Source organism: Stutzerimonas kunmingensis (assembly GCF_002929225.1).
GTDB lineage: Bacteria > Pseudomonadota > Gammaproteobacteria > Pseudomonadales > Pseudomonadaceae > Stutzerimonas.
Map to the genome: position 1 here is coordinate 57930 of NZ_PISM01000018.1, position 25579 is coordinate 83508.

The window sequence follows — 25579 nt, forward strand, 5'->3', positions numbered from 1 at the left end:
CGCGACTCCTCGCGACTGCTTAAATTGCAAACGAAAGCGGATGACCTGAGTAATTTGTAGCGAGGGGCAGGTTCGAGAAAGTCTGCGTACGCTGAGATCTGCTCACTAACATCTAGCTGCCTATCTAGTGCACGCACGAAGCGCGTCACGCGTCGAGCTGTACGGCGGGGCCACAAAATGATGGAAATTATGGCTCAGCAATAATTATGGCTGAGCCATAATTCCATATAACCGCAGCGTCACGGAAAAACCGCAATTATTTACAGCCTGCAATTGACCATGACAGCTGCCCCTCCAACGAGGGGATAGACTAAGTAGGTTAGCTAACTCGGGGCTGTGGAGATGATCGAGGATCGCGCCAATGAGCTGTTCATCAGCGCCGCTAGCATCTGGGAAATCGGCCAAAACGCGATGGGCAAAGCCAGCTTTCAGTTCGATACAGGAGTACTAAGAAGGTCTCTTCTGGACGGCGACTACAAGGAGCTGTCCATGACCAGCCGACACGCCATTACGGCTGCGGCCTCGCCTCTCCTTCACAGCGCCCATTTGATCGGATGCTCATCGGACAAGCCGCTTCGGAAGGCTTCATCCTAGTAACCAATAATCATGCTATAGCGAAGTATTCGGGGCCAATCAAGCACGTCGGTTGAATGCGCCAGCCTTCGATACCCTGTCGTAACGGGATGTCTAATGACCATACAAGCCGTCTGCCTGCCTGAAAAGTGTCCGGATGGCCGTGGAATCGGTGTCCGGATGCTCGTGGAATGAGTGTCCGGGTCAGCGTGGAATCACTGTCCGGATGTGCGTGGAATGGGTGTCCGAGTCAGCGTGGAATCCGCAATCAAACGCTCCGGCTACGGGCGCGAGCTAATCGGCTTGGGCATCAAGGAATTCGTCAATCACAAGCTGATTAGCGTCATCGATATTGACGCGCCGTTCTAACTTCATCTGCACATCAACGCAAACATCAATACCTGATGCAGCCAGCCTCCATGATGAAAAGCTCAAGGGAGCTGGCTGCATAGGCAACCCTGGCGCGAAGCACGGCGCGTTCCCAGCTGATCCAGAAGTGAGCTGCAAGGGCGTGGAATATGCACACGTGCCGGAACCAATAGCGTTATATTGACATATATGAATATTGCGAATAGCCTGGACTCGTAACCCGCGCTAGAAACCTCAGGAGGCACCCCCCATGAAAGATTCCAGCGATACCCATCCGAATCACCTTCCCGACAGCAGCTACGGCCTGTTTATTGACAACCAGTGGGTTTCGGACGAATACGGTGAAACCCTCGACATTATCAACCCCGCCAACGGAAAAATTCTCACCAACATCCCAAACGCCACAGCTGCCGACGTCGACCGCGCGGTGCAGGCCGCACAGCGCGCCTTCATGACCTGGCGTACCACCTCACCTGCGGAACGCGCCAATGCGTTGTTGAAGATCGCCGACCTGCTGGAAGCCGATGCCGATCGGTTCGCCGTTCTGGAAACCCTTGATGTAGGTAAACCCATTCGTGAAAGTCGCTCCGTCGACATCCCGCTGGCAATTGATCACTTCCGCTACTTCGCCGGCGTAATCCGCAGCCAATCGGATGAGGCGGTCATGCTGGATGAGCAAACACTCAGCATCGCTCTCAGTGAACCCCTCGGAGTTGTGGGCCAAGTGATTCCGTGGAACTTCCCGCTGCTTATGGCCGCCTGGAAGATCGCTCCGGCCATCGCAGCGGGTAACACCGTAGTCATCAAACCTTCCGAGCTGACCCCGGTAACCATCCTCGAACTGGCGAAGATCTTCGCTAAGGTACTTCCAGCCGGCGTGGTCAACATCGTCACAGGCTTAGGCACCACAGTTGGGCAGGCGTTACTGGATCATCCGGACCTGCGCAAGCTTGCCTTTACCGGCTCGACGCGTGTCGGCGAACTCGTCGCCAATGCGGCAGCGAAGAAAATCATTCCCGCCACCCTTGAACTGGGCGGCAAGTCGGCCAACATCGTTTTCCCCGATGCGAACTGGGACAAGGCCGTGGAAGGCGCAGTCCTCGCCATCCTGTGGAACCAAGGCCAAGTCTGCGAATCCGGCGCACGGCTGTTCGTTCACGAATCCATCTACGAACGATTCCTAGCTGAGCTCAAGCATAAGTTCGAAGCTGTGCGTGTGGGTGACCCACTGAACCCGGACACCATGATGGGTGCACAGGTCAGCAAGTCCCAGATGGAACGGATCCTCGGCTACGTCGATATCGCTAAACAGGAAGGCGCTGAGGTACTGATCGGCGGCGGTCGTCTCACAGGTGCCAATTACGATGCCGGCTTCTTCATCCAGCCAACGATTCTGGTCGGTGTTCGCAACGATATGCGCGTCGCCTACGAGGAAATTTTCGGCCCTGTTCTGTGCGTCATTCCTTTCAAGGATGAAGCGGAGGTCATCGCCATGGCCAACGACTCCGAGTACGGCCTAGCCGGTGCAGTCTGGACCCAAGACATCAACCGGGCGTTACGTGTGGCACGCGCGGTGGAAACCGGACGTATGTGGGTAAATACCTACCATGAGATCCCTGCCCATGCCCCCTTTGGTGGCTATAAGAAATCTGGCCTAGGACGGGAAACTCACAAGTCAATGCTGGAAGCCTACAGCCAGAAGAAGAACATCTACGTCAGCCTCAACGAAGCACCGCTCGGGCTCTTCTGACCTCCTTGAACCATGTTTTTTTGACTTATAACATCGAATATTTTAGATATGCAGGTAAGCAAAATGACACACTCAGAACTTTTTAAAACCACTCAGCTGGGCCCATACACCCTCAAGAACCGTATCGTTCTGCCGCCACTGACGCGTTCACGCAGCTCCCAACCCGGCAATATTGCGAACGACCTAATGGCCACATATTACCGTCAGCGCAGCGGTGCTGGCTTCATGGTGACCGAGGGCACACAGATCGAACCCCGAGGACAGGGTTATGCCTGGACACCTGGCATTCATAGCCCGGAACAGATACAAGGCTGGCGTAAGGTCACCGACGCTGTTCACGCCGAAGGGGGGGTGATCTTTGCTCAACTTTGGCATGTGGGCCGCGTGTCGCACACGTCGCTGCAACCCGGTGGTGAAGCGCCCGTCGCGCCATCAGCCATCCGCGCGGACAACGTCAAGGTGTTCATCGAAACTGGCCCCGGCACGGGTACACTGGCCGACCCTTCGACCCCACGAGCCCTGTCCACCAAGGAGGTAAAGGAACTGGTTGAGCTCTACGCCCAAGCAGCCCGAAATGCTTTGGACGCAGGTTTTGACGGGGTGGAGCTTCACTGCGCGAATGGGTACCTGGTAAACCAGTTCATTTCGGCGCATACCAACCAGCGTGATGATGAATATGGCGGTTCGCTGCAGAACCGTCTTCGCTTCCTGCGCGAAATCACCCTCGCCGTTGCTGGTGTCGTCGGCAAGGAGCGCGTTGGCGTTCGCTTCGCCCCGCTGTTCGCGACCACAGACGAAGACCGCGTCTACCTTGGCCTGGTCGAAGAAGATCCTCACCAAACCTACATCGAGGCAGTGAAGATCCTCGAGGAAGTAGGCATTGCCTACCTGTCGCTCGCCGAAGCCGATTGGGAAAACGCACCCGAGCTGCCTGAGACGTTCCGGGAAGCTGTTCGTAAGACCTTCAGCGGCAAGATTATCTATGCCGGCAAGTACACCGCTGAACGAGGAAATCGCGTGATAAAAGCTGGCTGGGGCGACCTGATCGCTTTTGGCCGCCCCTTCATTGCGAACCCCGACCTGCCCGCTCGTATCGCCAACAACTGGCCGCTTAACCCAGTTGATCCAAGCAGCATGTACGGCGGTACCGATAAGGGCTACACCGACTACCCGACTTACAAATCCTAAACGCTCAGAGCCACGCCCCATAACTCAGGGGCGTGGCTTTGCGTTTGCTGACCGAGGAAGTTAAGCATGTACCAACCGAGCACGATCCCCTACCAAGAGCATAGGGGATTCAAACGAACCTTCAGGCAGGGTCATCTAAGCCTTGGGCTGTTCTTTCCCCTGGAGGCTTTCGAAGGTGATACACCGAGCATGTTAGATCAGGTCGCGCTGGCCAAACGTGCAGAGGCACTTGGTTTTTCGGCGCTCTGGTTTCGCGACGTGCCGCTCAGGGACCCAAGCTTCGGCGATGTCGGCCAGGTTTTCGACCCTTGGGTGTATCTGGGCTACATGGCAGCCCATACAACAAAAATCGCACTAGGCACCGCCTCCATCGCCCTTACTTTGCGTAATCCCTTGCACACGGCAAAGGCCGCAGCGAGCATTGATCAGTTGAGCGGAGGTCGCTTGCTCCTGGGAGTAGCCTCTGGCGATCGTCCCGTGGAGTTTCCCGCATTCAGCGTTGATCCAGAACAGCGTGGCGAGACCTTTCAAGAAAACCTCAATGTGATACGCCAAGCCCATCGAACACACTTCGAGCCCATTCGCTGGAGTCACGGCGAGTTACTGGGGGCCGATCTCGTTCCCAAACCTACGACTCGGGAAATACCGCTATTCGTAACCGGACACAGCCGCCAGCCGCTCGATTGGATCGCGCGTGAAAGCCATGGATGGATCAACTATCCACGTCCGCCAAAAATGCAGCAACTCATCGTGGAAGATTGGCGACAGGAAACGGCTAAACAATGTGGCACTATCTACAAGCCGTTCTTGCAATCGCTGTATATCGACCTGGACGAACACCCATCCACGCCGCCCTCGCCTATCCATCTAGGATTCCGACTGGGACGTAACCACCTGCGGGCCTTGCTGGATACACTTCAGGAAATCGGTGTAGATCACGTCATCCTGAACCTCAAGTATGGTAAACGCCCCGCAGCAGAGGTTATCGAGGAACTTGGCAAACATATCGTCCCGCAATTCGGCGCACAGGTGCCCGATAGTCCTACCTGACAGGACAATAGGATTCCAGTCCAAACCAGCCCGTCATTGCGACGGGCTGGCGCGCAGAGATCATGGCGAAGCCTTCCAATTTGATGCGCGAATCAGGAAGATATCTAGATATCGAAAAAAACAGGTCTCAAAAAATTCATGATTATTGACGTCAACGAAGCCCTGAAAGCATTGGCGAACCCGACGCGCCTTGCCATCCTCAATTGGCTCAAGGATCCCAGGACAGTCTTTCCCGAGCAGGAAGTCGACCCAGAAACGGTAGGCGTGTGCGTCAGTATCATCCAAGAGCGCACGGGCCTCTCGCAGTCAACGACATCGCTTTATCTCGCAGCTCTACAGCGCGCGCAATTGGTGACATCGCAGCGGATCGGCCCCTGGACCTACTACAAACGCCACGATGAGAATATCGATGCCTTCTTCAAGGCGCTGCAAGAAAGAATCTAGGGCTGCACACCCTTGTATTTCTGACTGATTTCAGTCTTTGCCGATGTCAAAAACAGCAATGTGACCAAATAACGATCAGATCATCCGAAGCTTCGAGTGATCGAACAGCATTACCAGTGATGCGGTGCGCGGAAAAAACGCTCCTATAGCAAAACTGCCACTTGACAACGCTGAAACCAGGGGCTGTACACGCAAAAGACAGCACACTCCAGAGAGGGACGCGAAGCCCTTCAAGTGCTCTTCTACGGCCAACCTTCTTTAGGGGGCAGCCGCCACGGCGTCGACATCCCACGCCAGCCCCTGGCGCGTTGGGTGATCCAAAGTGGCGAGCAACTGCAACCGTTGCTCAACCTGATGCGCGACAAGCTGCTGGACTACCCCGTGTTGCACTGCGACGAAACGCGCTTGCAGGTGCTGCATGAACCGGGACGCGACCCCTCGGCACAATCCTGGATGTGGGTGCAAAGCGGTGGGCCGCCGGACAAGCCGGTGATCCTTTTCGACTACACAGCCAGCCGCGCGCAGGAGGTGCCGCTACGCCTGCTCGATGGCTACCGCGGCTACCTGATGACCGACGACTACGCCGGTTACAACGCCGTGGCTGCACGCGACGGCATCGAACGCCTGGGCTGCTGGGCGCATGCGCGACGCAAGTTCGTCGAAGCCCAAAAGGTGCAGCCCAAGGGCAAGACTGGGCGTGCCGACGTGGCGCTGAGCCTGATCAACAAGCTCTACGGCATCGAGCGTGACCTGAAGGACGCTGACCATTCCATTCCAGCGGGTTCCCCATTGACGCTGGAGCCGCATCCCATTTCCCGCTATACCGAAGCGGTTAAAGGCCAAAGGGCCGAAACGGCAAGGGAATGGGGGTGCAAGGGGAAAGGCCCTACCTCGAAAAGGCGAAAAGGCATCCCGGCCGCCCCCCCAGAGGACACCCACATGCTCTCCCTGTTCCAGCGAAAACGGCCTCCGGTCACTGCACCATCACCAGCGCCCGCCACCGACCTCCCCAAAGGGCTGCTACGGCCCGAATCGGCCGCATCGCTGCTGGCGACACCGCGCCGACAGAAGCTGCTGGAACACATCTGGCAGCGCACGTCGCTGTCGCGCCGGCAGTTCGCCACGCTGTACCGCACGCCGCTGGAGCGCTACGCCGAGCTGGTCCAGCAATTCCCCGCTTCCGAGAGCCATCATCACGCTTACCCCGGCGGCATGCTGGATTGCATTCTGCTCAAGACGAATGCGGATGAACTTTCAAAACCGCTCTGACCTCACCCATCTTCAACGCGTCGGATGAAGTGTCACCCGCACGCCTCCTTTTTTACCTTGATGAGAGGACTGAGTGACCACCATGAGTAATCAACTGGCAGGCAAAAAAGTACTATTCATCACCTCGAATACGGGTATCGAGCGCGATGAGCTGGTGAAACCGCTTGAAACGCTTAAGGCGCATGGCGCCCTGGTCGCCCATGGCTCAAGTGACGGCGGCACTACCCAGACGTTCGTTCAGGACACTGAGAAAGATCGCACTGTCGAGTCTCAGGTTGCGCTGGCTGGGCTCGACGCTTCGGACTTTGATGCGCTTGTGATTCCAGGCGGAACGGTCAACGCCGACACGCTTCGACTGGATGAAAATGCCCAGCGCCTGGCCAAGGAGTTCGCCGAATCAGGCAAAGTAATCGCTGCGATTTGCCATGGGCCGTGGTTGCTAATCAACGCTGGGGTCATAGCTGGCAAGACCCTCACGTCTTACCCCAGCGTCAGGCTCGATCTGGAAAATGCCGGTGCTGCTGGTTGGATAGATGTTGAAGTAAAGCAATGCCAAGCCAATGGATGGACTTTGATCACTTCGCGTAACCCCAACGACATCCCCGTGTTCAACGACGCTATCGTAGCGGCGTTGAAGTAGGGAGGCGCTGATAAGCCATACTCCAGCCGCGAGTCACAGGCCGGGTTCTGCCCGAAGCCTGGGCTCAAGGCATTTGGCACATGCTGTCAGTCGTCAGAGGCTTTTTTCGGCCCAGAGTGTGTAAAAACGCACCGGCAAAGCCTTGCTATGTCCGAGAATCTCAGCGCAAGGGACGCCCATGAAACGGTTTATCCAGGGTGAACACCGAGGTCAAAGCACCTTACTTCCCGAAAGCCTCGACGACTACGTCAGTGATACCATCCGGTACGTGTGGTCGATGTCTTCGTCGACGAGCTCGACCTAGGCACGCTAGGTTTTGATGGCGTCATTCCAGCTGAAACCGGAAGACCGGCTTACCACCCTGCGATCCTGCTGAAGATCTATATCTACGGCTATCTAAACCGCATTCAATCGAGCCGGCGTCTTGAGCGAGAAGCTCAGCGCAACGTCGAACTCATGTCGTTAACCGGGCGATTGATGCCCGACTTCAAGACCATCGCCAACTTCCGAAAAGACAACAGCAAAGCCATTCGCGGCGCCTGCCGCCAGTTCGTTTTGCTCTGCCAGCAGCTGGGACTTTTTAGCGAAAACCTAGTTGCCATCGACGGCAGTAAATTCAAGGCGGTGAACAACCGCGACCGGAATTTCACCAGCGCCGAACTGAAGCGGCGCATGGAAGAAATAGAGACGAGCATCAGCCGTTACTTGGCATCGCTCGATGCGGCTGATCGACAGAATCCTAGCGCCTCCGCGCCAGACACTGCCAGCCTGGAAGACAAAATCGCCAAGCTCAAAGCGCAGATGAAAGAGCTTCAGGGGATCGAAACTCAGCTCAACGATTCCCCTGACAAACAGGTTTCGCTGACCGACCCAGATGCCCGTTCGATGATGACGCGCGGCAGCGGAGTTCAAAGTGCCAGAGTTGCGCGCTGAAAACCCAGTGCACGCTAAGCACAAATCGTCGCGTAAGGCGCTGGGAAAATGAGGCTGTGCTGGAGGAAATGCAGCGCCGGTTAAACCAAGCACCAGAGATGATGAAGGTTCGAAAACGGACTGTTGAGCATCCCTTCGGGACGCTCAAGCAGTGGATGGGCGCAACGCACTTCCTGACCCGAAAGCTGAACGGGGTGAGTGCAGAAATGAGCTTGAATGTGCTTGCCTATAATTTGAAGCGGGTGATGAAAATCATGGGTACCGAAGGCTTATTGAAGGCGATGACGGCGTAAAAGCCCCGGTTTTTACTGTCCCAAGAGGTACCACAGTGCTTTATAAGCGCTCTGACGCGCCACCGGCGCTGATCGTGGCAAATGCTCGGGAAATCACTACGCCCAGGCGCAGTGGGCTGGGGCATACAAGATGTGAAAGTGTTTTTACACACTCTGGGCCAAAAGCGGACGATTGCTGGCAGGTATTCAAGCTATGTCCCCAGGCCCTGGGGAAATAGCTTGGGGTTTGAGAAAGCCTGCTTAAGGTGGTCGTACACCAATCGCACCCGCTTCGATACAGGACCCTGCTGCGGGCGGTATATGAACAGATCCCATGGCGCTGGAGCGAGATCAGCCAAAACAGCAACCAGCTTTCCTGACCGCAGATGAGGCTCAGCCAGATAGGCAGGAATTTGGCCAAAACACATGCCTGCCAGGGTGGCTTCCAATTCCGTATCTGGATCATCACAGATAAGAGCTGGCTGCCTGGGCGTGAACGTTTGCCCGTCGGCAAATAGCCAAGGCCAAGGGCGGCCATTTTTCCGGTCGATCAGGACTGAAAGTGGCAGCTTAGCTAAGGCATCCAAAGATTTAGGTGGTGTCTTTTGGCCTATGAGAGACGGGCACGCGACAACGTAAAACGGCACGGGAGCTAAGGCACGTGCAACGTAGCGCCGGTCGCGAATAACCCCCACCCTGATACCAATATCGATATGCGCCTCAACAGCATCAGTCATCTGATCTTCCAAGCGGAGATCGAATTGCAGGTCAGGATGTGCAGCGGCCAGGGGCTGAAGAAACGGTATCAGGAAGCGCCTGCCAATAGCATGTGGAGCCGTGATTCCCACCCTCCCTGACAGCTCAGGTTCCATCCTGTGCGACCGGAATAGCGTGTCGAAATGCTCCAGAGCTGATCTGGCATCTTTGGCGTAATCCTGACCGAAAGCAGTGATGCTCACCTGGCGGGTATTACGGTGAAACAGCGATTCGCCAAGCTCCGTTTCCAGGGCTTGAATGGCTCGGGTAACCCCTTGCGGGGAGATACCTAATCGGGTTGCCGCTTCGCGGAAGCTACCTGCCTCTGCTGCTGTGCAAAAAATCCTGACCATCTCCATGCGGTTAAGCATGTTGCCCCTCTCATTTATTCCATTTTCAGGAATAGCATAATCTAATCATTTCCATTTATTGAGATCAATCATGGGTCTAAAGTTTGCGCACTGCCAGGTTAACCAGCCATGGCGAAGTACAAACCCGCCGATGAGGTTCTCAGCATGAGCAATAACATTTCTGGAAAAGTTGTCGTTATCACCGGTGCCAGTAGCGGCCTGGGTGAGGTTACTGCGCGCCACCTTGCTGCGCTTGGCGCTCGCGTAGTGCTGGCTGCACGTCGCAAAGATAAACTCGACGCACTGGTGGCTGAGCTGACCAATGCAGGTGGTCAGGCAATCGCGTATCAGACCGATGTTACCTCTCAGGAAGAGGTCAAAACGCTCATTCAAGGTGCCGTGGACACCTACGGTCGCATTGATGTACTGGTCAACAATGCCGGACTGATGGCGATTGCACCGCTCAGCGATGCTCGCACTGACGAGTGGGATCGCATGATCGATATCAACATCAAGGGTCTGCTGTACGGAGTCGCGGCTGCATTGCCAGTCTTCCAGAAACAAAACAGTGGTCACTTCATCAACATCGCATCGGTTGCAGGCCTGAAGGTGTTCAGCCCAGGTGGCACCGTGTACAGCGGCACCAAGTTTGCTGTGCGGGCTATCTCCGAAGGACTGCGTCACGAAGTCGGTGGCAGCATCCGCACCACGACTATCGAACCGGGCGCCGTGGACTCCGAACTGAAATTCGGCAGCACCCACCAACAGAGCCGCGATTTCGTGGTGGACTTCTACAAGCATGCAATTCCCGCCGAATCGGTCGCTCGAGCTATCGCCTTCGCAATTGAGCAGCCTGCTGACGTGGATATTAACGAGATCGTTCTGCGCCCAACCGTGCAGGAGTTCTAATGAGTTGAGGGCCTGTCTCTTCGGCGTCAGGCTCCGCTTATCTGGAGTAAAAAGCTGTGAGCAACGTAACTGAATCGCTGTCGGGTGGTGGGCTGATGAAGGCCTTGCGCCTAGATAGCTAGGGAAACTCTGAAAAAGACCTCCTCCTTCTGGTGAAATACGTTGATCCCGCTGGCTGAGTATCCCAATAAGCAGATGACCTTCGCCGACGCCGAGTACGCCGGCAAGCGCAAGCAAACTCGCAACGAGTTGTTCCTGATCGAGATGGATCAGGTAGTGCCGTGGAAGGGCTTGATTGCCCTGATCGAGCCTCACTACCCCAAGGGAGAAGGAGGTCGCCCGTCCTATCCGTTGCTGGCGATGCTACGCGTGCATCTGCTGCAAACTGGTTCGGCTATAGCGATCCGGCGATGGAAGAAGCGTTGTCCGAAACGACCATCCTGCGCCAGTTTGCAGGCTTGAGCTTGGAACGTATCCCGGACGAAACCACTATCCTCAACTTCCGCCGCCTGCTGGAGAAGCACGAGTTGGCTGCTGGCAGCCTTGGCGTTATCAACGGCTATTTGGGCGATCGCGGGCTTTCGTTGCGCCAAGGCACTATCGTCGATGCCACGCTGATCCATGCGCCGAGCTCGACCAAGAATAAGGAAGGCAAACGCGATCCAGAAATGCACCAGACCAAGAAAGGTAACCAGTATTACTTTGGTGCCAAGGCGCATATCGGCGTTGATGTTGAGTCAGGCCTAGTGCATCACGTTCACGTCACGGCGGCCAATGTTGCCGACGTTACCCAGGTCGACAAATTGCTGCACGGCGAGGAAAACATGGTAGCTGCAGATGCGGGATATACCGGTGTCGAGAAGCGCAGCGAGCATGAGGGCCGTCAGGTGATCTGGCAGATTGCGGCGCGACGCAGTACGTATGAGAAATATGGCAAGCGTAGCGTCCTGTACAAGGCACTGCGCCGTATCGAGCGGGCCAAGGCGCAGACGCGATCAAAGGTGGAGCATCCGTTTCGGGTACTCAAGCGCCAGTTCGGTTACACCAAGGTGCGCTTTCGTGGCCTTGTTAAGAATGCGGCTCAGATGGTGACGCTGTTTGCGCTATCGAATCTGTGGATGGCTCGCCGACATTTACTGAGTAGCGCAGGAGAGGTGCGTCTGTAATGTGGGTAATGGCCGCCGTGAGAGGCTTGCGGCGGCCAAAAGCGAGGAAATGAGCGGGCAATCTGGTCGATCCTGATCGAGGGGGCCTTTCAAAATCGGCGAAGACTGAAGTTGGCGGGCAATGCCGGGCTACTTCAGACCATCCCTAGCAAACCAGTTCAAATAACGTGGCGCAGTAGTTTTATCAGGTCCAAATGCGCCGTTTGGCCTGCGTCAGTTTCCCGGTGGTCTCCAGCCGTACATACACCAAACGCCTCTGGTCATCCACCGCGTCGCAACTCCCTGACACCCCGGCCCAACTTGCGGCGCAACAGGGCCCGCAGGGTCACCCCATCCGAGTACCCGACCTGTGCGGCGACCTGGTCGACGCTCGCGTTTCCGGTGCGCAAGAGATGGACGGCATGCTCCACGCGCAGGTCCTGGAAATACGACAGCGGCGTCTTGCCCAAAACGCTTTGCAGCCGCCGCGCCAAGGTGCGCTCGCTTGTGCCCGCGGCGCAGGCCGCTTCGGCCAGCGAGAACCCCTTCGCGAGCCGACGTCTGGCCCAGCATTCGAAGCGCTCCACCATCGGGTCGGCATGCGCAAGGAGGTCGGGAATCACGAACTCGGCTTGCGAACTGCGTGCCTCGACCAGCAGATAGCGTGCCACCAGGGCCGCCAGCGCCGGACTGCGCTCCCGGATGATGCGCAAGGCCAAGTCGACGTGGGCCAAAGCGGCACCCGCGGTAGTGAAGCGTGTCGAGTTCACGATCATGCGTGACTCGTCCAGCGTGACGTTCGGATAGCGCTGCCGAAACATCGGCCCCAGCCACCATGACGTCGTCGCACGATGCCCATCAAGCAGGCCACTCTCTGCAAGCAAGAAACTACCGGAGCAAGCGGCACCAAGGTGCGCGCCAGCGGTGGACCACTGCTGTAGCGCCGCGACCGCATCGGGCACGTCGGGGCGTGTGAGCCGAGCCGAGAGCGTGTCAGGCATCTTGTCACCAAACGCGGGCACGAGCACGACGTCTGGTTCTGGCACACCACGCGCAGTGACCACGGGGACCGTCAAGCCTTGCGCAGTCCGGATGCGACGCCGCACGGCCACCAGCGTGATCTCGATGGGCGCGGGAGCCTGTGGCAGCGAGCCCGCCATTGCGTTGGCCAAGCCAAGGGTGTCAGTCAGGGCCGCAAGCCCCAGATCAAACACGCCATCACAAACAAGGATGTGGATTTTCATGGCAACAATGATATCAATGTTGTCATTATTGCCTATAGAGATGTCTATCATGAAGACTTAGGCTGCTGTCTCGTCGATCCCTTCACCCACTTTTCCATTTACCCCAAGGATTACAGCATGACCAAGCTCGCCCTGTTTGTTCGCCTCGAAGCCAAACCCGGCCAGGAGGCTGCGCTTGCCGACTTCCTGGCCAGCGCACTGCCACTCGCCAACGCAGAGTCCGGCACCACTGCCTGGTTCGCATTGAAGTTTGGCCCTTCGACGTTCGGTGTGTTCGATGCCTTTGCCGATGAGGCAGGTCGCCAAGCACATCTGAACGGCCAGATCGCCGCGGCCTTGATGGCCAACGCCGCGACCTTGCTCAGTTCTCCGCCCAATATCGAGAAGGTCGAACTGCTTGCAGCCAAACTGCCTGCATGACAACCCGGCCTTGACCCAATCAGGTCACGCTGCAGGATGGGGGTCACAAGCTCTACGCAGCGATCCCCCCCTCGATTGCACTTGCCCAGGGAGCTACTTTCCACAGCGATGGGGGGCAATATTGCAGCCAGAACTTCCAAGCTGCGTCAGCAAGCAGGGGCAACATCAGGGCTGGCTGTGATGTTCCGATTCGTCGGGTAGTTATCGAGAAGTACCGACTGTTTGCAACGTGTCGGTACCGAGAGCCGTCTGGGCGAGCCAGATTTCCGGCCAATCGAAAGTCCGCAGTCCGCAAGCGCGGACCGATAGAGCGGTTTGTTGAAAATCAACGACCTAGCATCGGGCCGTGCGGGCTAGTGAGGGTTTCTGGGGGTTCGTACGTAACGATTCGAACTCCTGCGGGGGCTCGGAGCCGGGGGGATTTGAATCCAAAGACAAAAATACCCAGCTCAAATCAGCGTTTCAGGCACTTGGTCTCTGAAAACTGATTTGTAGGATTTCACTCAGCCGTTAAGCAATATAGGAACCTTGAGCCTTCCGTCAAGAGCGCAACCAAAACGATTTCCAGTTTAAAGGCGCCGCGCGGTGCGGGAAGGATGTTCTGGGTTCAAATCCTCGATAGGGATTTGAACCGGCAGCTTGTTGGGGGCTCAGTTGACCGAGCTGGCGGCCGAATTTAATCGTGCGTTTTCCTGCGTGGCTTCATTCAGCAGCTTATCCCACGAGTCAGGTGGATGTCCGCTTGCGAGCATTTTTCGAAACACCTTGTAGGCGTCATCGCTGCTCTCATAGGCACGCTTGGTGTCTTCGTCATTAACCCACGCCAAGATGATTACCTTGCTTGGGCCGTGGTACCGGAAGAACAGCCGATACTGCTGAAAAAACTTGGCACGGAACCAGTGCTTATGTTCCTCGCCCAATGTGCCACCTTGGCGGTATTCGGGCTTGCTCGGGTCTTGTGGGATAACGTCAAAAGCCAGCTTGGTGATGGCTGCCAGCCGCTTGGCTGCATTATTCTTGCGATAACCCACGGGGTCTTTTTGTTTTGAGAGCTCAACTTGCTGAATGAGGGTTTCGAGCTGATCCAGAAACAAGGGGTGCGCAAATACTGTCCAGCCATGAGCAACCAGTGGCTTACCTTGGTCTTGGCTCATTCATCGTCTGCCGACAGCGGGGCATCCAGATCTATATCGTTGCTATCGACCAGCGAATGAATGCGTGCCACGAGATCTGAATCTATGGCTCGCAGGTGCTGAGGGTTCGCTGCGATGTCATGTGCAAGAAAGCTGAGAAACTGGCCGATTGCCGGGTCATCCTCAGTGGGCTCAGCACGGCTCAGCACGACCTCACCGCTGGGGCGAATCGAGTAATGGATTTTGTCGCGCTTGTTTAGCTGAAGTGCGCGGCGAACCGTTTCTGGTACCGTCGTCTGATAGCGGTCGGTAAGGGTGGATTCGACTTCAAGTGCTCTGGCCATGACTTGCTCCGGCTCGTGTGAGTTGCTTCAAGGTAATGCGGATGCATTACCTTGTCAATGCGGTTGCATTGTCTGAGCTGAGGCGATAGTCGAGCAATGGGCTAGCTGAATACCATGCTCCAGTTGCGGGTAACCAGCGTCTTACATGCTTCTGAGGTGCCGCCAAAACATCTCCGAGATACTGTCTGCATGTCGGCTTCAGTGATATAAGTGATGCTGTTCCCATCCTGGTCAATCAGCACACCCCCTGCGCCAATTAGCAGCGCATGACCTGCAGCCACATCGTGTGCTGAAACCGGCACAAGCGATACGCCTGCATCCCCATCACCTGCTGAGACTCGTGCCAACCGATAGGCGATGCTGGGCATCGCCACAAAGCAACCTGGTGAGCACAATTCAGAATTGATTTCGGGCTTGTTCGTTGCCGCAGTGCTGACCATAACTCTGCTGTCTTGATTCCATTCTTTTTGGCGAGTGTCGCTTTAATGGGGCTCCCATTGCGAAGCACACACGGTGCCCCTTTTGCCCATGCGACGCAGTCGGAATCACCAGTGATTGGGTACTTCATCCTCAAAGCCCAGTCGGCAGAACCAGCGATAGGCCAGGTTTAAGTGCACCTCTTCTCACGATCGCCGTTTGGAAAGGATGCCATAGCAGTAGCCGACGACCAGCATGCGCACCATCAATTCCGGGTCAATCGAGGTGCGCCCGATGGGGCTATAGAAATCCGCCAGGTAGGCACGCAGATCGCTGAGATCCAGGCACTGGTCGATGCTGCGTAAGAGGTGTTGGGGCGGAACGTGGTCTTCCAGATTGAACGAGTAGAACAGGCACTGCTGTCCTCCTGGTAACTGTCCCATCATGCTGTTCGCCCCCGCGCTAGCTGACAGAGCAATTCTGCCAACAGCATGGGGGGAGCAGCTACTTTTTCAACAGAATCGGCCAATAGCGGTCATCAGGGCTGGCTTGAATCGGGGCCGAAGGATTACGCTCTCAGCCCCATAATTGCTGGTCAGACAGTTACCACGATCTTGCCGATCTGCTGATTGGCTTCAAGGAAACGATGGGCATCCTGGATGTCGCTAAGTGCGAATGTCTTTGCGATGATCGGGCGCAACGTACCGGACTTCAACCCTTGCAGAATAAAAGCCTTTGCTCTCTCTAGGGCTTCAAGGTCGGCCACAATCTCTGCGTAGATATAGCCCTTCAAAGTCAGGCTTTTGCCCAGCACGGTAAACAGTGGGAATGGTGTCGGTTCAGAGCTAAGTGCGCCGTACTCCAGCAAAATTCCGCCCCGCGCCATGCTCTGCGTGAGAGGTTCAAAGGACGGCCCGCCTACAGGATCGAATACAACGCGAGCGCCTTGACCGGCAGTTATCGTCATAACACGCTCGACGATATCCTCTTCATCGCTGACGATGACATGCGCAGCGCCTGCATCAAGTAGGGCTTGCTTCTTCGCGTGAGTTCGAGTGATCGCAATCGATGTGGCGCCGACCATACGAGCCATTTGGAAGGCGGCTAAGCCAACACTGCTTGACGCGGCGGTAACGATGACAAAATCGCCCTGCCGTAGCTTCGCCTGTTCAATCAATGCCCCCCAGGCGGTGACGTACTGCATCCAAGACGCCGCAGCCTCTTCAAAGGACAAGTTCTCAGGGCTCTTTACCACCAGGTGGGCCGGTACATTGGCCAACTCGCCGTAGGTGCCCCAGCGAGCAATATCCAGAGGTGGGATCAGAGCGACCGAGTCACCAATCGTGATCTCGGTTACGTCGCTCCCAACTGCCGTTACGATGCCTGCGGCCTCGTAGCCTAAGCGGCTGGGGAACTCCGCTTCTTGTAGGTATGCGTGATTGCGGAACATCACTTCGGCTCGGTTCAAGCCAATGGCTTTAACACTAATTTGCACCTCGTTTGCTGCTGGTGCCGATACTTCCAGATCTTCCAGCTTCAGAACGCTGGCGTCACCGTATTCATGAATTCTGACAATGCGTGCCATCATAGATATCTCGTTTATCAATGGGCCTCGACGTACATCCGGAAGGTATCCGGGCACTCGAAAGGTGACGAAAATTTAGTCATTGGTTGGCGCTAGATAAAGGCCTACGATGGCGCATTACTAGAAACAGAGTGTTTATAATGGATCGCCTGACCCAGATGGCCACGTTCGTCAAAACAGTTGAGCTGGGTTCATTCAGCGCCGCTGCGGACGACCTGAATCTGTCCCCTCAATTGGTAGGGAAACAGGTGAAAATGCTCGAACAACATCTGGGTGTTTCCCTGCTGCACCGGACTACGCGCAGGCAAAGCCTCACCGACTTCGGCAGGGCGTTCTACCCGCGAGCAAAACTGATCCTTGCAGACATGCAGTCTGCCGAGAACCTGGCCGCCCTCACTCGGGGCACACCAAGCGGCCGCCTTCGCATCAACGCGCCGGTCACGTTCGGAATTCGCACGCTTTCGCCACGCCTGCTGGAATACATGGTTCGGTATCCTCAGGTGTCTGTTGACCTAACGTTATCGAACGAACTGGTCGATATCGTTGATGATGGTTACGACGTGGTATTTCGCATCGGCGAGCTGGTGAGCAGTGGGTTGAAGGCAGTGCCACTGGAGCCCTATCAGATGGTTTTATGCGCTGCGCCGTCCTATCTTGCACGTCGCCCTCCCATCATCAATCCGTGGGATCTACAGCAGCAGGAGTGTCTGGGGTTTACCTATTCTGATGGCCGCTCACACTGGAGCTTCGACAGCCCGGAGGGGCGTATAGATGTTCCTATTACAAGCAAATTAACGATCAATCAAGGTGATCCACTGCTGGCAGCGGCTGTAGCTGGTCTAGGTGTGGTTCTACAGCCGATAGAGTTGGTTAGCGATGCACTGCGCGATGGGACACTGGTGCGTCTGTTGCCGCAGTACCCCGTGCCGAATACCGCAATGCACATCCTCTATACCCCTGACCGAAGAATGACTCCAAAGCTGCGCAGCTTCTTGGAGTTTGCGCGTGAGGCTTTTGGGCAGCGAGGCCCTCTCTAACGCACGAAAATCAATGTCTGCGCTATCCGGTATTCGTAAAGGACGACGATTACCGTGGCTCACCGGATATGACCAAGCACCCCTTGCTGAGGAAGTACCTGCTGGAGCACTTCGCGGCGGAAGTCGAAGAACTGAAGGATGCCGTGTTCGTTGGCCTGGGGCCGCAGGTCCATAAGGTGCTGGACCGCCTGATCCAGGAGCGGGTGAATCGCCCCATCCATTTTCGCACCTCGCGATTGAAACCTGGAATCACACCAGGCAATCCTGCTCCATGAACCTCAAACCGCAGTCAAAATAAGACCGTAAATTGAGTTGAGGTGATTATGATCGGGTGCCAACGGGAACACCTTAGAAACCCAAGACGCCTCCCTAGATCATTGGTAACTTCAAACTCAGGAGCGTTTGGCTTCAACGCAGCCTAAACCCAACCGACTGCGGGCAGCTCTACTCGCCAACGCACGCAAAGCCACTCTCACAGATAGGTGACTGCGATGCTTGACAAGGCTCGAAAGGTTCATATACTCGCGCTCACTGTGAGCAATCCAACAAATCAAGGTTTCTTGCATAATGCGCTGAAGCCTTGATTTGGCCGGGATATTGAAGTTTGGGATTCAAATCCCCCCGGCTCCACCAAATGCAAGTTTCCACATGTTCCCACATGACTGGAAACACCCTTAGAAGCCCCGCCCAGTGCGGGGTTTCTTGTATCTACACGTCCCCCAACGCACCCACACACCATTGCCCTTCGTGTATCCCTCTGTGTATCCTTTGAATAAATTTGAACCAAAGGGATACAGGCATGAAGCGTAGCGAGATCAAACGCCGCCCCCTGGCCGATACCGTACTCGCCGGCCTGGAACCGGAAGCAAAGGAATACCGGGAGCTGGATGGCGACGGGCTGTATTTCCGCGTGAAGCCGGATGGCTCGAAGTCCTGGCAGCTGCGCTACAAGAAAACGGACGGCAAATGGTCATGGCTGGGGCTGGGCGGCTATGGCACTGGCGATCATCAACTGACTGGTGAACAGGCCCGCAGAAAAGCCCGTGAGCTACGAGACGGCACCTCTAAAGGTGGCAGCATCATGGCAACCAAGCGTGCCAAGAAAGCAGCTGAGCTTGAAGCCGCCAATAGCTCCTTTGAACATTTGTCACGCGAGTGGCACGCAACCAAGTGCAAGACTTGGTCCGAAGGTACGGCAGTTCGCACCATCGGCGCGCTTGAGAAGCATGTATTCCCCGTGTTCGGCAAACGGGCTTACACCGGCATCTTGCCAATGGAGTGGATGGAGTTCCTGCGTGGCATGGAGCAGACCGGGATCATTGAGCAGACAAGCCGGGTACGTGGCATGTGCCGAGAGATATATGACCTAGCTCGCGTCACTGGCAGAGCGACGCACAACCCGCTCGAAGGGCTGCACAAATTTCTACTGACCAAACCGGTGGAGAATTTTGCCCACGTATCCCTTGAGGAACTGCCCGCTTTGCTCAGGGCCATTCGCTCCTACCCCCATGCACCCGATGTCCGCATAGGCCTGCAACTGCTGACGATGCTCGCCTGCCGACCATCCGAGCTGCGTGAGGCACACTGGGCGGAGTTTGATCTCGATGCTGGCCTCTGGCTGATCCCCGCCGAGCGTATGAAGCGCCGCCGCGACCATCTAGTGCCACTGCCTACTCAAGCAGTCGCCCTCTTACGCGAGCTGCAAAACATCACCGGCAACTATTCGCTGCTGTTTCCAGGCCGAGGCAACACAACCAAGCCACGCAGTAATACCGTGTTCCTGATGGCTTTACGTCGCCTGGGCTACGAAGGCCGACAGACCGGCCACGGCTTTCGCCATCTGGCCAGTACCATCCTCAACGAAAACGGCTTCGACTCGCAGCACGTCGAGGCCCAGCTCTCCCACGTTAAGGAAGGGGTGCGGGGCGTCTATGACAAGAGTACCTATCTGGAACAGCGCAAGGTAATGATGCAGTGGTATGCCGATCATATGGACAAGCTAGCTAGTGGCAACGTAGTGGAGCTCAAGCGAGCGTAACGGTTCAGCGGCTGGTCTAGGCCGTGTCTTAAAGCAGCCCACTCCTGTCCGCCAACGTATTCAGAGCAGGTAGACCCGAAGAGCAAAGATATGGAAAGGTTTTTCAACTCCATGGAGTACATAGATCTCGGTATGGCATGCCAGTGGTTATGCCAGCTGACCGAGGCTCCGCATCCTCTGCCCGACAGCGCACTTATGGAGTTGTGCGAGCGTTATTCGACACCTGTTTACATCGACTGCGCTACGCTCGAAGGCGTCATCGCGCCGAGAATTGGAACTAGATTTGTTATGCAGCAGGTCATCGGCATAGAGCATTGCCAAGTCGACTCCCCTGTCTGTGCCTACCAGGCATTTGAACCACATAAAAGCGGCGGGATCGACGTGACAGGGATGGCGGTCCTACTTTCGGAACGAGATGAATTAGAGCAATCGCACGTTCACTCCTGGACACTGACGAACCAAGAGGGCAGACCATTCCTTTTCAGGCCAGGCGATATAAAACGATTGGCATCGTTCCTCAAGCCTGACCAGGACGGAAAAGCAGCTCAAAGCCAGGTTCAGACAGAAAAAATTTCTGCGCCGAGAAGCTCCATATCCGAAGACCGCTTGGTATTTATTCGTCAGTGGTTTAGAGAGCAGCAAGAGCACACAACTGGTCGGTTATCAGAGCAAAAAACGGGTTTGCCTGGAGCTAGAGATGCGTGCTGGCAGTGGCTTAAGCACTTAGGCATGACCATCCCAGGTCAAATCTTTCATGGTGCTCTGCAGAAAAATAGTGACAAGACCAAAGTATTCATCAGTGCGTGGAACCTATTTCGCAAAGAAAGGATTTCGCGCTAGACCCAGAAATTAGGTCTGGCGGTCTAGTAGATTCGGGTCTAGTCAGTCGTCCGAAAGTACGCCCCGTAACCCATACGGAGGCGCTCAGATGCACCCTACCCACCCCACGATTGACCAAGCTCTCATTCCCCAGCCCGAAGTCTGCAAGGTCATCGGCCAGACCCGCTCCGGGCTGGACAAGCTGCGCAAAAAAGACCCGACGTTCCCGAAACCCATCAAATTCAGCGATACCCGTCAGGCTGCCGCCTACTATGTGATCGCCGAGCTGAACGCCTGGCTCGCTGACAAGATCAAGGAACGTGATGCGGAGTAATCCGCGTTGCGTCTACAGATCAGAGCCTGAATAACTATGACCTCTCGTGTTAGCCGGCTGCTTAGCCGCAAAGCCGAAGTCAGTATCGAGTTTGGCCGGCTCGTTGTGCGCCAGCTCAACGGGGAAGAAGTGGGCCAAGACTTTCTGAAAAAATACTCGCCGATTCTCCTGCGCGAGATTCTGACCGCGTTAGAGATAGAAGCATACGAATACCGCAGCTACAAAACAGGTTATTACGGCAGGTCAAAGCATGCAGGGATATCCCTACAATTCACCTCCGTCATAGCGGACGAAAGCACTTACACCATTTTCAACGTTGGCCTAACTCGCATTCGCAACACCAACAGCGGAAAGGCAGGTTCACCACTACCGAAGGGGCACTTCATTGTTACCGAACGTGGTGAGTTCTATAAGTTTTGGAAATTTACAGCACTCGCCATCCCCAAAAGCCTCACATCGTTTCACGACTACATGGGCAAACTCAAAGGCATGCTGTACACAGCAATCCTGACTGAAGACCGCGATGATGGCCGAATGGTTAAAGGTTCAATAAGACCGTTGTTCATCTCTGCTGACCTGGTTAGGAAAGCATTTTTGCCGGAAAACTCTCGGATAACAGCCGGATATGGACCGGATAACCTCCGGATAAAAAACCCGGATAGGGATTTGGCTACAGGCCATGCGCTACGCGGCTTTCAGCCGAAATCAACTACGGGCGATCAATACTACGGTAAAGCGGTAATCAGGAAGAGCGATGACACGGGGCCTAGTGTCCCGAGCGGGTAGTTCGTTTATTTAACAACATATCGATATACTGGCGCGACTCCAAAGCCACTGATTAATAACCCACATGGCCAAACCCGCCGCCTGCTTTGTCTTAACGCCGTCCGACAACGAGCTCTCCGCCAAGCCATTCAAATGGAACAAAACGGCTGAATCGATCATCAGCTCAGTCCACAAAGCTAAACTTGGCGCGATGAAAAATAGATTATTGAACTAACCGCTCAGGCCACTAGTGCCGCGAACGGCTATGACGACGAGCTTCGCTTCGAGCGCGAACAGATCGCCCTGACCCACACCGGCCGCCTCGGCTTCGGCACGCTGGATTCCAGCCTGATGCACAACACCACCGAAACCTTCGGCCGGACCATTCCCGGCACCATCGGTGCGCCGACCGCCGTACCCGGGGCAATCGGCGGCGACGATCGCGAGCTGGAAACCACCAACCTGGTCTTCGACACCAAGCTGGTTGCCCCGATCGGCGAATCGCACATCGCCACCGTAGGCGGCCAATGGTGGAAAGCCGAAATGACCGATGGCATCGCCCAGACGGAATTCGAGCAGAAGACCTGGGCACTGTTTGCCGAAGATGAGTGGCGCCTGCGCGATGATCTGGCCCTGACCCTGGGCGCCCGCTATGACGACCACGAGTCCTTTGGTGGACATGTCAGCCCGAGGGCTTACCTGGTCTGGAACACCACCGACAACTGGACCCTCAAGGGCGGCATCAGCAAGGGCTACAAGACGCCGGACCTGAACGACCTGCACGGCGGCATCAATGGCGTAACCGGCCAGGGCTCCATCATCACCATCGGCAACCCGGACCTGGACCCCGAAACGACCGCCAGTACCGAGATCGGTGCCTATTTCGACAGCCTGACCGGCTTCAGCGCCAACGCCACGCTGTTCCACAACAAGTTCAAGGACAAGATCGCCAGCGGCGACCCGATCACCGATCCACTGTGCGCAGGCAACAACAACGGCACCTGCTCGCAGCAGATCAACGTCGACGAAGCGGTGACCCGTGGCCTGGAGCTGGCTGGCAGCTGGCAGTTCGCACCAGCCTGGAAACTGAGCGCCAACTACACCTACACCGACAGCGAGCAGAAGAGTGGCGATAACCAGGGAGAGCCGCTGACCAACACGCCCGAACACCTGGCCAACGCCAAACTCGACTGGCAGACCACCGACCGTCTGGGCCTGTGGCTGAAGAGCGAGTACCGCGGTGAGCGCGCGCGCTTCACCTCCAGCTACGAGAATCTCGCTAACGCCAACGGCAGCTACTCCACCAGCCAGTCGATCTACGACACGCTGGGCAAGAACGCCAAGGCATACACGCTGTTTCACCTAGGCGGGTCGTATCGGGCTACGGAGAACCTGACGCTCAACGCGACGATCTACAACCTCTTCGACAAGGACTTCGTCGACGGCAAGGCCTACACCACCTATTCCAATGGCGGGAGCGCAAACGGCACGGCCTACGGCACCGACTACAGCCACTCCGGCGCCGCCACCACCGGTATCGTGGAAGAAGGCCGCCGCCTATGGCTGTCAGCCAACCTGACCTTCTGACCTGAAGGCGACACAACAGAGCCGGGATCATCCCGGCTCTGTTGTTTCTCGCCCATACGGATCATGAAAAACGCGAATGTATGCTGTTTGTAAATCTTTAGCATCGCCGCGTCAGTCGCCCTAGAATTCGCCCACCCTCCCATACGCCAAGGACCACCATGCATATCTGGCTCGGCACTCTGCGCCAATGGCACTGGATCAGCTCCGCGCTGTGCCTGGTCGGCATGCTGCTGTTTGCGGTCACCGGCATCACGCTGAACCACGCCGGGCAGATCGAGAGCAAACCGCTGGTGGAAACCCGCGAAGGGCAGCTGCCCGAGCGGCTGCTCAACAGTCTGCAGGCCGACACTCCGGAGGACGGTCTGCCAGCTGACCTGCAGCGATGGCTGGAACAGACCCTGGACGTGCAGCTGGCCGGTCGCGAAGCCGAGTGGAGCGATGGCGAACTCTACGTCGCCCTGCCCCGTCCTGGCGGCGATGCCTGGCTGAGTCTGAGCCTGGAAAGCGGCGAGCTGGAATACGAGTCGACCGATCGCGGCTGGATCGCCTACTTCAACGACCTGCACAAGGGCCGTCACAGCGGCGAAGCCTGGAGCTGGTTCATCGATCTGTTCGCCGTTGCCTGTGTGGTGTTCAGCCTCACCGGCCTGCTGCTCCTGCAACGCCATGCCGGCAATCGCCCCGGCACCTGGCCACTGGTTGGCATGGGGCTGGTGATTCCGCTGCTACTGGCGCTGCTCTTCATTCATTAAGGACTGCTCATGCGTAAACGCCTGTTGTTCCCCCTCGCCCTGCTTAGCGCCCCGCTATACGCGGCGGACCTGCAGTTGGACGTGGAAATCCCCCGCCTGGATGTCGCCGAGTACCACCGCCCCTATGTCGCCATCTGGCTCGAGCGCCCGGACCAGAGCCACGTTGCCAATCTGGCGGTGTGGTACGACACCAAGCTCAAGGACAAGGAAGGTGAAAAGTGGCTAAAGGATCTGCGCCAGTGGTGGCGCCGGAGCGGCCGCAGCCTGGAAATGCCGGTTGATGGCGTCAGCGGCGCCACCCGTGCCGTGGGCAGCCACAGCCTGAAGTTTTCTGACCAGCAGGCGCCGTTCAAAACGCTGGAGACCGGCGAGTACCGCGTGGTGGTCGAAGCGGCCCGCGAGGTCGGCGGCCGCGAGCTGCTGCGCGTCCCATTCAGCTGGCCGCCCCAGCAGAACGCCGAACATCAAGCCCAGGGCAAGAGTGAGCTGGGCGCCATCAATCTCACGCTGACCCCATGAACAGGAAGCACGCCATGAAACCCGTCATCAAATGGACCGCCCTGGCCCTCGCCGTCTGCCTGCCGCTTTCGGCCCAGGCCCACCGCGCCTGGATGCTGCCTTCGGCCACCGTGCTCTCGGGTGAAGAGCCGTGGATCACCGTCGACGCCGCGGTTTCCAACGACCTGTTCTATTTCGAACACGTGCCGATGCGCCTCAAGGGTATCGGCGAGGCAGCCCAGGCGCCGGCAGGTGGCCCGCCCGGCATGCGCGGGCGGCCGGTTCCGGAGCTGCAGGTCATCGCCCCGGATGGCTCCAAGGTCGCGGTACAGAACGGCGCCATCGGCCGCTACCGCAGTACCTTCGATGTGCAGCTGAGCCAGAAGGGCACCTACAGGCTGGCGGTCGCCAACAACGGCCTGTTCGCCAGCTGGAAGGAAAACGGCCAGATGCGCCGCTGGATGGGCACCCCGGAAAGCTTCACCAAGGACGTCCCGGCGAAGGCCGAAGGGCTCAAGGTCAGCCAGACCAGCAACCGCATGGAAGTGTTCGTCACCTCCGGCGCGCCATCCACCGAAGTGCTCGCACCGACCGGCCAGGGCCTGGAGCTCAAGCCCGTCACCCACCCCAACGACCTGTTCGCCGGCGAAGCGGCAGACTTCGTCTTCCTGCTCGACGGCAAGCCGGCCGCCGATGTCGAGATCAGCGTGATTCCGGGAGGCAACCGCTATCGCGACGAGCTCGGTGAGATAAAGGCGAAAACCGACAAGGACGGCAAGGTGAGCATCACCTGGCCAGAAGCGGGCATGTACTGGCTGGAAGCCGAGCTGACCACCGACAAGGGCGTCAGCAAGCCGGCCACCGAGCGCCGCGCCAGCTACAGCGCAACCCTGGAAGTGCTGGCGCCCTGACGCCAGCCCGCTGCCTGAGCACTGACGCTCAGGCAGCGCGCTACCGC

General features: G+C 56.9%; 24 protein-coding genes and 6 pseudogenes. 22 read left to right on the forward strand and 8 right to left on the reverse strand.

Annotated features, from left to right (window positions below):
* Positions 1 to 342 precede the first annotated feature (342 nt).
* The 9 genes and pseudogenes from CW305_RS10750 to CW305_RS10785 all read left to right on the forward strand — a co-directional run bounded on the left by CW305_RS10750 (position 343) and on the right by CW305_RS10785 (position 8509).
* On the forward strand, positions 343 to 594 hold the full coding sequence (locus CW305_RS10750) for a PIN domain-containing protein (RefSeq protein WP_003291464.1): 252 nt from the start codon (positions 343 to 345) through the stop codon (positions 592 to 594).
* A gap of 598 nt (positions 595 to 1192) precedes the next feature.
* A complete protein-coding gene (locus CW305_RS10755) occupies positions 1193 to 2692 on the forward strand; it encodes an aldehyde dehydrogenase family protein (protein WP_003291466.1) in 1500 nt (499 codons plus the stop codon).
* A 63-nt stretch (positions 2693 to 2755) separates the two neighbouring features.
* A complete protein-coding gene (locus tag CW305_RS10760; protein WP_015275826.1) occupies positions 2756 to 3880 on the forward strand; it encodes an alkene reductase in 1125 nt (374 codons plus the stop codon).
* 66 nt (positions 3881 to 3946) lie between these two features.
* Positions 3947 to 4930, forward strand: coding sequence for an LLM class oxidoreductase (locus CW305_RS10765; RefSeq protein WP_063543695.1), 984 nt, complete (start codon positions 3947 to 3949; stop codon positions 4928 to 4930).
* A gap of 138 nt (positions 4931 to 5068) precedes the next feature.
* Positions 5069 to 5374 (forward strand): ArsR/SmtB family transcription factor, encoded by a 306-nt coding sequence (locus CW305_RS10770; protein WP_049326338.1) that lies wholly within the window; start codon positions 5069 to 5071, stop codon positions 5372 to 5374.
* A 267-nt stretch (positions 5375 to 5641) separates the two neighbouring features.
* Positions 5642 to 6136, forward strand: a pseudogene (locus CW305_RS23435) (IS66 family transposase); the annotation flags it as partial.
* A gap of 177 nt (positions 6137 to 6313) precedes the next feature.
* Positions 6314 to 6595 (forward strand): annotated as a pseudogene (locus CW305_RS23440) (TraI domain-containing protein); the annotation flags it as partial.
* A gap of 130 nt (positions 6596 to 6725) precedes the next feature.
* Positions 6726 to 7283: a type 1 glutamine amidotransferase domain-containing protein gene (locus CW305_RS10780; RefSeq protein WP_044315387.1), complete on the forward strand. Its 558-nt coding sequence runs from the start codon at positions 6726 to 6728 to the stop codon at positions 7281 to 7283.
* A 178-nt stretch (positions 7284 to 7461) separates the two neighbouring features.
* A pseudogene (locus CW305_RS10785) lies at positions 7462 to 8509 on the forward strand (transposase).
* Positions 8510 to 8700: 191 nt separating this feature from the next.
* Here the strand turns inward: CW305_RS10785 and CW305_RS10790 are convergent.
* Positions 8701 to 9615 carry a LysR family transcriptional regulator gene (locus tag CW305_RS10790; protein ID WP_044315388.1) on the reverse strand — a complete coding sequence of 305 codons (915 nt, stop codon included), beginning with the start codon at positions 9613 to 9615 and terminating at the stop codon, positions 8701 to 8703.
* Positions 9616 to 9759: 144 nt separating this feature from the next.
* On the opposite strand from CW305_RS10790, the gene CW305_RS10795 reads away from it, so the two are divergent.
* Positions 9760 to 10503, forward strand: a complete 744-nt coding sequence (locus tag CW305_RS10795; protein WP_031310677.1) for an SDR family oxidoreductase — start codon at positions 9760 to 9762, stop codon at positions 10501 to 10503.
* A 195-nt stretch (positions 10504 to 10698) separates the two neighbouring features.
* A protein-coding gene (locus tag CW305_RS10800; protein WP_341456006.1) for an IS5 family transposase occupies positions 10699 to 11669 on the forward strand; the annotation gives its coding sequence in 2 pieces (ribosomal slippage) (positions 10699 to 10888 and positions 10888 to 11669; 972 coding nt in all).
* 260 nt (positions 11670 to 11929) lie between these two features.
* Here CW305_RS10800 and CW305_RS23980 read toward each other — a convergent pair.
* The gene (locus CW305_RS23980) at positions 11930 to 12424 is read right to left on the reverse strand and encodes a helix-turn-helix domain-containing protein (RefSeq protein ID WP_376780292.1); all 495 of its coding nucleotides are present in this window, start codon (positions 12422 to 12424) and stop codon (positions 11930 to 11932) included.
* Positions 12407 to 12943, reverse strand: a pseudogene (locus tag CW305_RS23985) (DJ-1/PfpI family protein); the annotation flags it as partial. The gene CW305_RS23980 and the pseudogene CW305_RS23985, both read right to left, overlap by 18 nt.
* 66 nt (positions 12944 to 13009) lie before the next feature.
* On the opposite strand from CW305_RS23985, the gene CW305_RS10810 reads away from it, so the two are divergent.
* On the forward strand, positions 13010 to 13312 hold the full coding sequence (locus CW305_RS10810) for a putative quinol monooxygenase (RefSeq protein WP_007182542.1): 303 nt from the start codon (positions 13010 to 13012) through the stop codon (positions 13310 to 13312).
* 650 nt (positions 13313 to 13962) lie between these two features.
* Here the strand turns inward: CW305_RS10810 and CW305_RS10815 are convergent.
* The 5 genes and pseudogenes from CW305_RS10815 to CW305_RS10830 all read right to left on the reverse strand — a co-directional run bounded on the left by CW305_RS10815 (position 13963) and on the right by CW305_RS10830 (position 16791).
* On the reverse strand, positions 13963 to 14466 hold the full coding sequence (locus tag CW305_RS10815) for a type II toxin-antitoxin system YhaV family toxin (RefSeq protein WP_079329351.1): 504 nt from the start codon (positions 14464 to 14466) through the stop codon (positions 13963 to 13965).
* Positions 14463 to 14789, reverse strand: coding sequence for a type II toxin-antitoxin system PrlF family antitoxin (locus CW305_RS10820; RefSeq protein WP_015275815.1), 327 nt, complete (start codon positions 14787 to 14789; stop codon positions 14463 to 14465). The genes CW305_RS10815 and CW305_RS10820 overlap by 4 nt, the downstream gene beginning before the upstream one ends.
* Positions 14790 to 14890: 101 nt before the next feature.
* Positions 14891 to 15229 (reverse strand): inositol monophosphatase family protein, encoded by a 339-nt coding sequence (locus CW305_RS23215; protein ID WP_313263016.1) that lies wholly within the window; start codon positions 15227 to 15229, stop codon positions 14891 to 14893.
* A 111-nt stretch (positions 15230 to 15340) separates the two neighbouring features.
* A pseudogene (locus CW305_RS10825) lies at positions 15341 to 15652 on the reverse strand (transposase); the annotation flags it as partial.
* A gap of 149 nt (positions 15653 to 15801) precedes the next feature.
* Complete coding sequence (locus CW305_RS10830) at positions 15802 to 16791, reverse strand: zinc-dependent alcohol dehydrogenase family protein (protein WP_041756905.1); 990 nt, start codon at positions 16789 to 16791, stop codon at positions 15802 to 15804.
* A 140-nt stretch (positions 16792 to 16931) separates the two neighbouring features.
* Between CW305_RS10830 and CW305_RS10835 the strand changes: the two genes are divergently transcribed.
* The 10 genes and pseudogenes from CW305_RS10835 (at position 16932) to CW305_RS10880 (ending at position 25532) form a co-directional block, all read left to right on the forward strand.
* Positions 16932 to 17828, forward strand: a complete 897-nt coding sequence (locus CW305_RS10835; protein ID WP_079329350.1) for a LysR family transcriptional regulator — start codon at positions 16932 to 16934, stop codon at positions 17826 to 17828.
* A gap of 68 nt (positions 17829 to 17896) precedes the next feature.
* Positions 17897 to 18103 carry a hypothetical protein gene (locus tag CW305_RS10840; protein ID WP_197445814.1) on the forward strand — a complete coding sequence of 69 codons (207 nt, stop codon included), beginning with the start codon at positions 17897 to 17899 and terminating at the stop codon, positions 18101 to 18103.
* A 524-nt stretch (positions 18104 to 18627) separates the two neighbouring features.
* On the forward strand, positions 18628 to 19866 hold the full coding sequence (locus CW305_RS10845; RefSeq protein ID WP_104097890.1) for a tyrosine-type recombinase/integrase: 1239 nt from the start codon (positions 18628 to 18630) through the stop codon (positions 19864 to 19866).
* Between the two features lie 90 nt (positions 19867 to 19956).
* Positions 19957 to 20706: a hypothetical protein gene (locus CW305_RS10850; protein WP_014819209.1), complete on the forward strand. Its 750-nt coding sequence runs from the start codon at positions 19957 to 19959 to the stop codon at positions 20704 to 20706.
* Between the two features lie 88 nt (positions 20707 to 20794).
* Positions 20795 to 21019, forward strand: coding sequence for a helix-turn-helix transcriptional regulator (locus CW305_RS10855; protein WP_014819208.1), 225 nt, complete (start codon positions 20795 to 20797; stop codon positions 21017 to 21019).
* Positions 21020 to 21055: 36 nt separating this feature from the next.
* Positions 21056 to 21805, forward strand: coding sequence for a hypothetical protein (locus tag CW305_RS10860; protein ID WP_104097891.1), 750 nt, complete (start codon positions 21056 to 21058; stop codon positions 21803 to 21805).
* 207 nt (positions 21806 to 22012) lie between these two features.
* Positions 22013 to 23371, forward strand: a pseudogene (locus CW305_RS10865) (TonB-dependent receptor domain-containing protein); the annotation flags it as partial.
* 158 nt (positions 23372 to 23529) lie between these two features.
* Positions 23530 to 24123: a PepSY-associated TM helix domain-containing protein gene (locus CW305_RS10870; protein WP_104097892.1), complete on the forward strand. Its 594-nt coding sequence runs from the start codon at positions 23530 to 23532 to the stop codon at positions 24121 to 24123.
* A 9-nt stretch (positions 24124 to 24132) separates the two neighbouring features.
* On the forward strand, positions 24133 to 24642 hold the full coding sequence (locus CW305_RS10875) for a DUF2271 domain-containing protein (RefSeq protein ID WP_104097893.1): 510 nt from the start codon (positions 24133 to 24135) through the stop codon (positions 24640 to 24642).
* A gap of 14 nt (positions 24643 to 24656) precedes the next feature.
* Positions 24657 to 25532, forward strand: a complete 876-nt coding sequence (locus tag CW305_RS10880; protein ID WP_104097894.1) for a DUF4198 domain-containing protein — start codon at positions 24657 to 24659, stop codon at positions 25530 to 25532.
* Positions 25533 to 25579 lie beyond the last annotated feature (47 nt).

What these genes read in the sequence shown, in the direction of transcription:
- CW305_RS10750 (WP_003291464.1), top strand. Translation starts at nt 343, where the DNA reads ATGATCGAGGATCGCGCCAATGAGCTGTTCATCAGCGCCGCTAGCATC.
- CW305_RS10755 (WP_003291466.1), top strand. Translation starts at nt 1,193, where the DNA reads ATGAAAGATTCCAGCGATACCCATCCGAATCACCTTCCCGACAGCAGC.
- CW305_RS10760 (WP_015275826.1), top strand. Translation starts at nt 2,756, where the DNA reads ATGACACACTCAGAACTTTTTAAAACCACTCAGCTGGGCCCATACACC.
- CW305_RS10765 (WP_063543695.1), top strand. Translation starts at nt 3,947, where the DNA reads ATGTACCAACCGAGCACGATCCCCTACCAAGAGCATAGGGGATTCAAA.
- CW305_RS10770 (WP_049326338.1), top strand. Translation starts at nt 5,069, where the DNA reads ATGATTATTGACGTCAACGAAGCCCTGAAAGCATTGGCGAACCCGACG.
- CW305_RS10780 (WP_044315387.1), top strand. Translation starts at nt 6,726, where the DNA reads ATGAGTAATCAACTGGCAGGCAAAAAAGTACTATTCATCACCTCGAAT.
- CW305_RS10790 (WP_044315388.1), bottom strand. Translation starts at nt 9,615, where the DNA reads ATGCTTAACCGCATGGAGATGGTCAGGATTTTTTGCACAGCAGCAGAG.
- CW305_RS10795 (WP_031310677.1), top strand. Translation starts at nt 9,760, where the DNA reads ATGAGCAATAACATTTCTGGAAAAGTTGTCGTTATCACCGGTGCCAGT.
- CW305_RS23980 (WP_376780292.1), bottom strand. Translation starts at nt 12,424, where the DNA reads ATGATCGTGAACTCGACACGCTTCACTACCGCGGGTGCCGCTTTGGCC.
- CW305_RS10810 (WP_007182542.1), top strand. Translation starts at nt 13,010, where the DNA reads ATGACCAAGCTCGCCCTGTTTGTTCGCCTCGAAGCCAAACCCGGCCAG.
- CW305_RS10815 (WP_079329351.1), bottom strand. Translation starts at nt 14,466, where the DNA reads ATGAGCCAAGACCAAGGTAAGCCACTGGTTGCTCATGGCTGGACAGTA.
- CW305_RS10820 (WP_015275815.1), bottom strand. Translation starts at nt 14,789, where the DNA reads ATGGCCAGAGCACTTGAAGTCGAATCCACCCTTACCGACCGCTATCAG.
- CW305_RS23215 (WP_313263016.1), bottom strand. Translation starts at nt 15,229, where the DNA reads ATGGTCAGCACTGCGGCAACGAACAAGCCCGAAATCAATTCTGAATTG.
- CW305_RS10830 (WP_041756905.1), bottom strand. Translation starts at nt 16,791, where the DNA reads ATGGCACGCATTGTCAGAATTCATGAATACGGTGACGCCAGCGTTCTG.
- CW305_RS10835 (WP_079329350.1), top strand. Translation starts at nt 16,932, where the DNA reads ATGGATCGCCTGACCCAGATGGCCACGTTCGTCAAAACAGTTGAGCTG.
- CW305_RS10840 (WP_197445814.1), top strand. Translation starts at nt 17,897, where the DNA reads ATGACCAAGCACCCCTTGCTGAGGAAGTACCTGCTGGAGCACTTCGCG.
- CW305_RS10845 (WP_104097890.1), top strand. Translation starts at nt 18,628, where the DNA reads ATGAAGCGTAGCGAGATCAAACGCCGCCCCCTGGCCGATACCGTACTC.
- CW305_RS10850 (WP_014819209.1), top strand. Translation starts at nt 19,957, where the DNA reads ATGGAAAGGTTTTTCAACTCCATGGAGTACATAGATCTCGGTATGGCA.
- CW305_RS10855 (WP_014819208.1), top strand. Translation starts at nt 20,795, where the DNA reads ATGCACCCTACCCACCCCACGATTGACCAAGCTCTCATTCCCCAGCCC.
- CW305_RS10860 (WP_104097891.1), top strand. Translation starts at nt 21,056, where the DNA reads ATGACCTCTCGTGTTAGCCGGCTGCTTAGCCGCAAAGCCGAAGTCAGT.
- CW305_RS10870 (WP_104097892.1), top strand. Translation starts at nt 23,530, where the DNA reads ATGCATATCTGGCTCGGCACTCTGCGCCAATGGCACTGGATCAGCTCC.
- CW305_RS10875 (WP_104097893.1), top strand. Translation starts at nt 24,133, where the DNA reads ATGCGTAAACGCCTGTTGTTCCCCCTCGCCCTGCTTAGCGCCCCGCTA.
- CW305_RS10880 (WP_104097894.1), top strand. Translation starts at nt 24,657, where the DNA reads ATGAAACCCGTCATCAAATGGACCGCCCTGGCCCTCGCCGTCTGCCTG.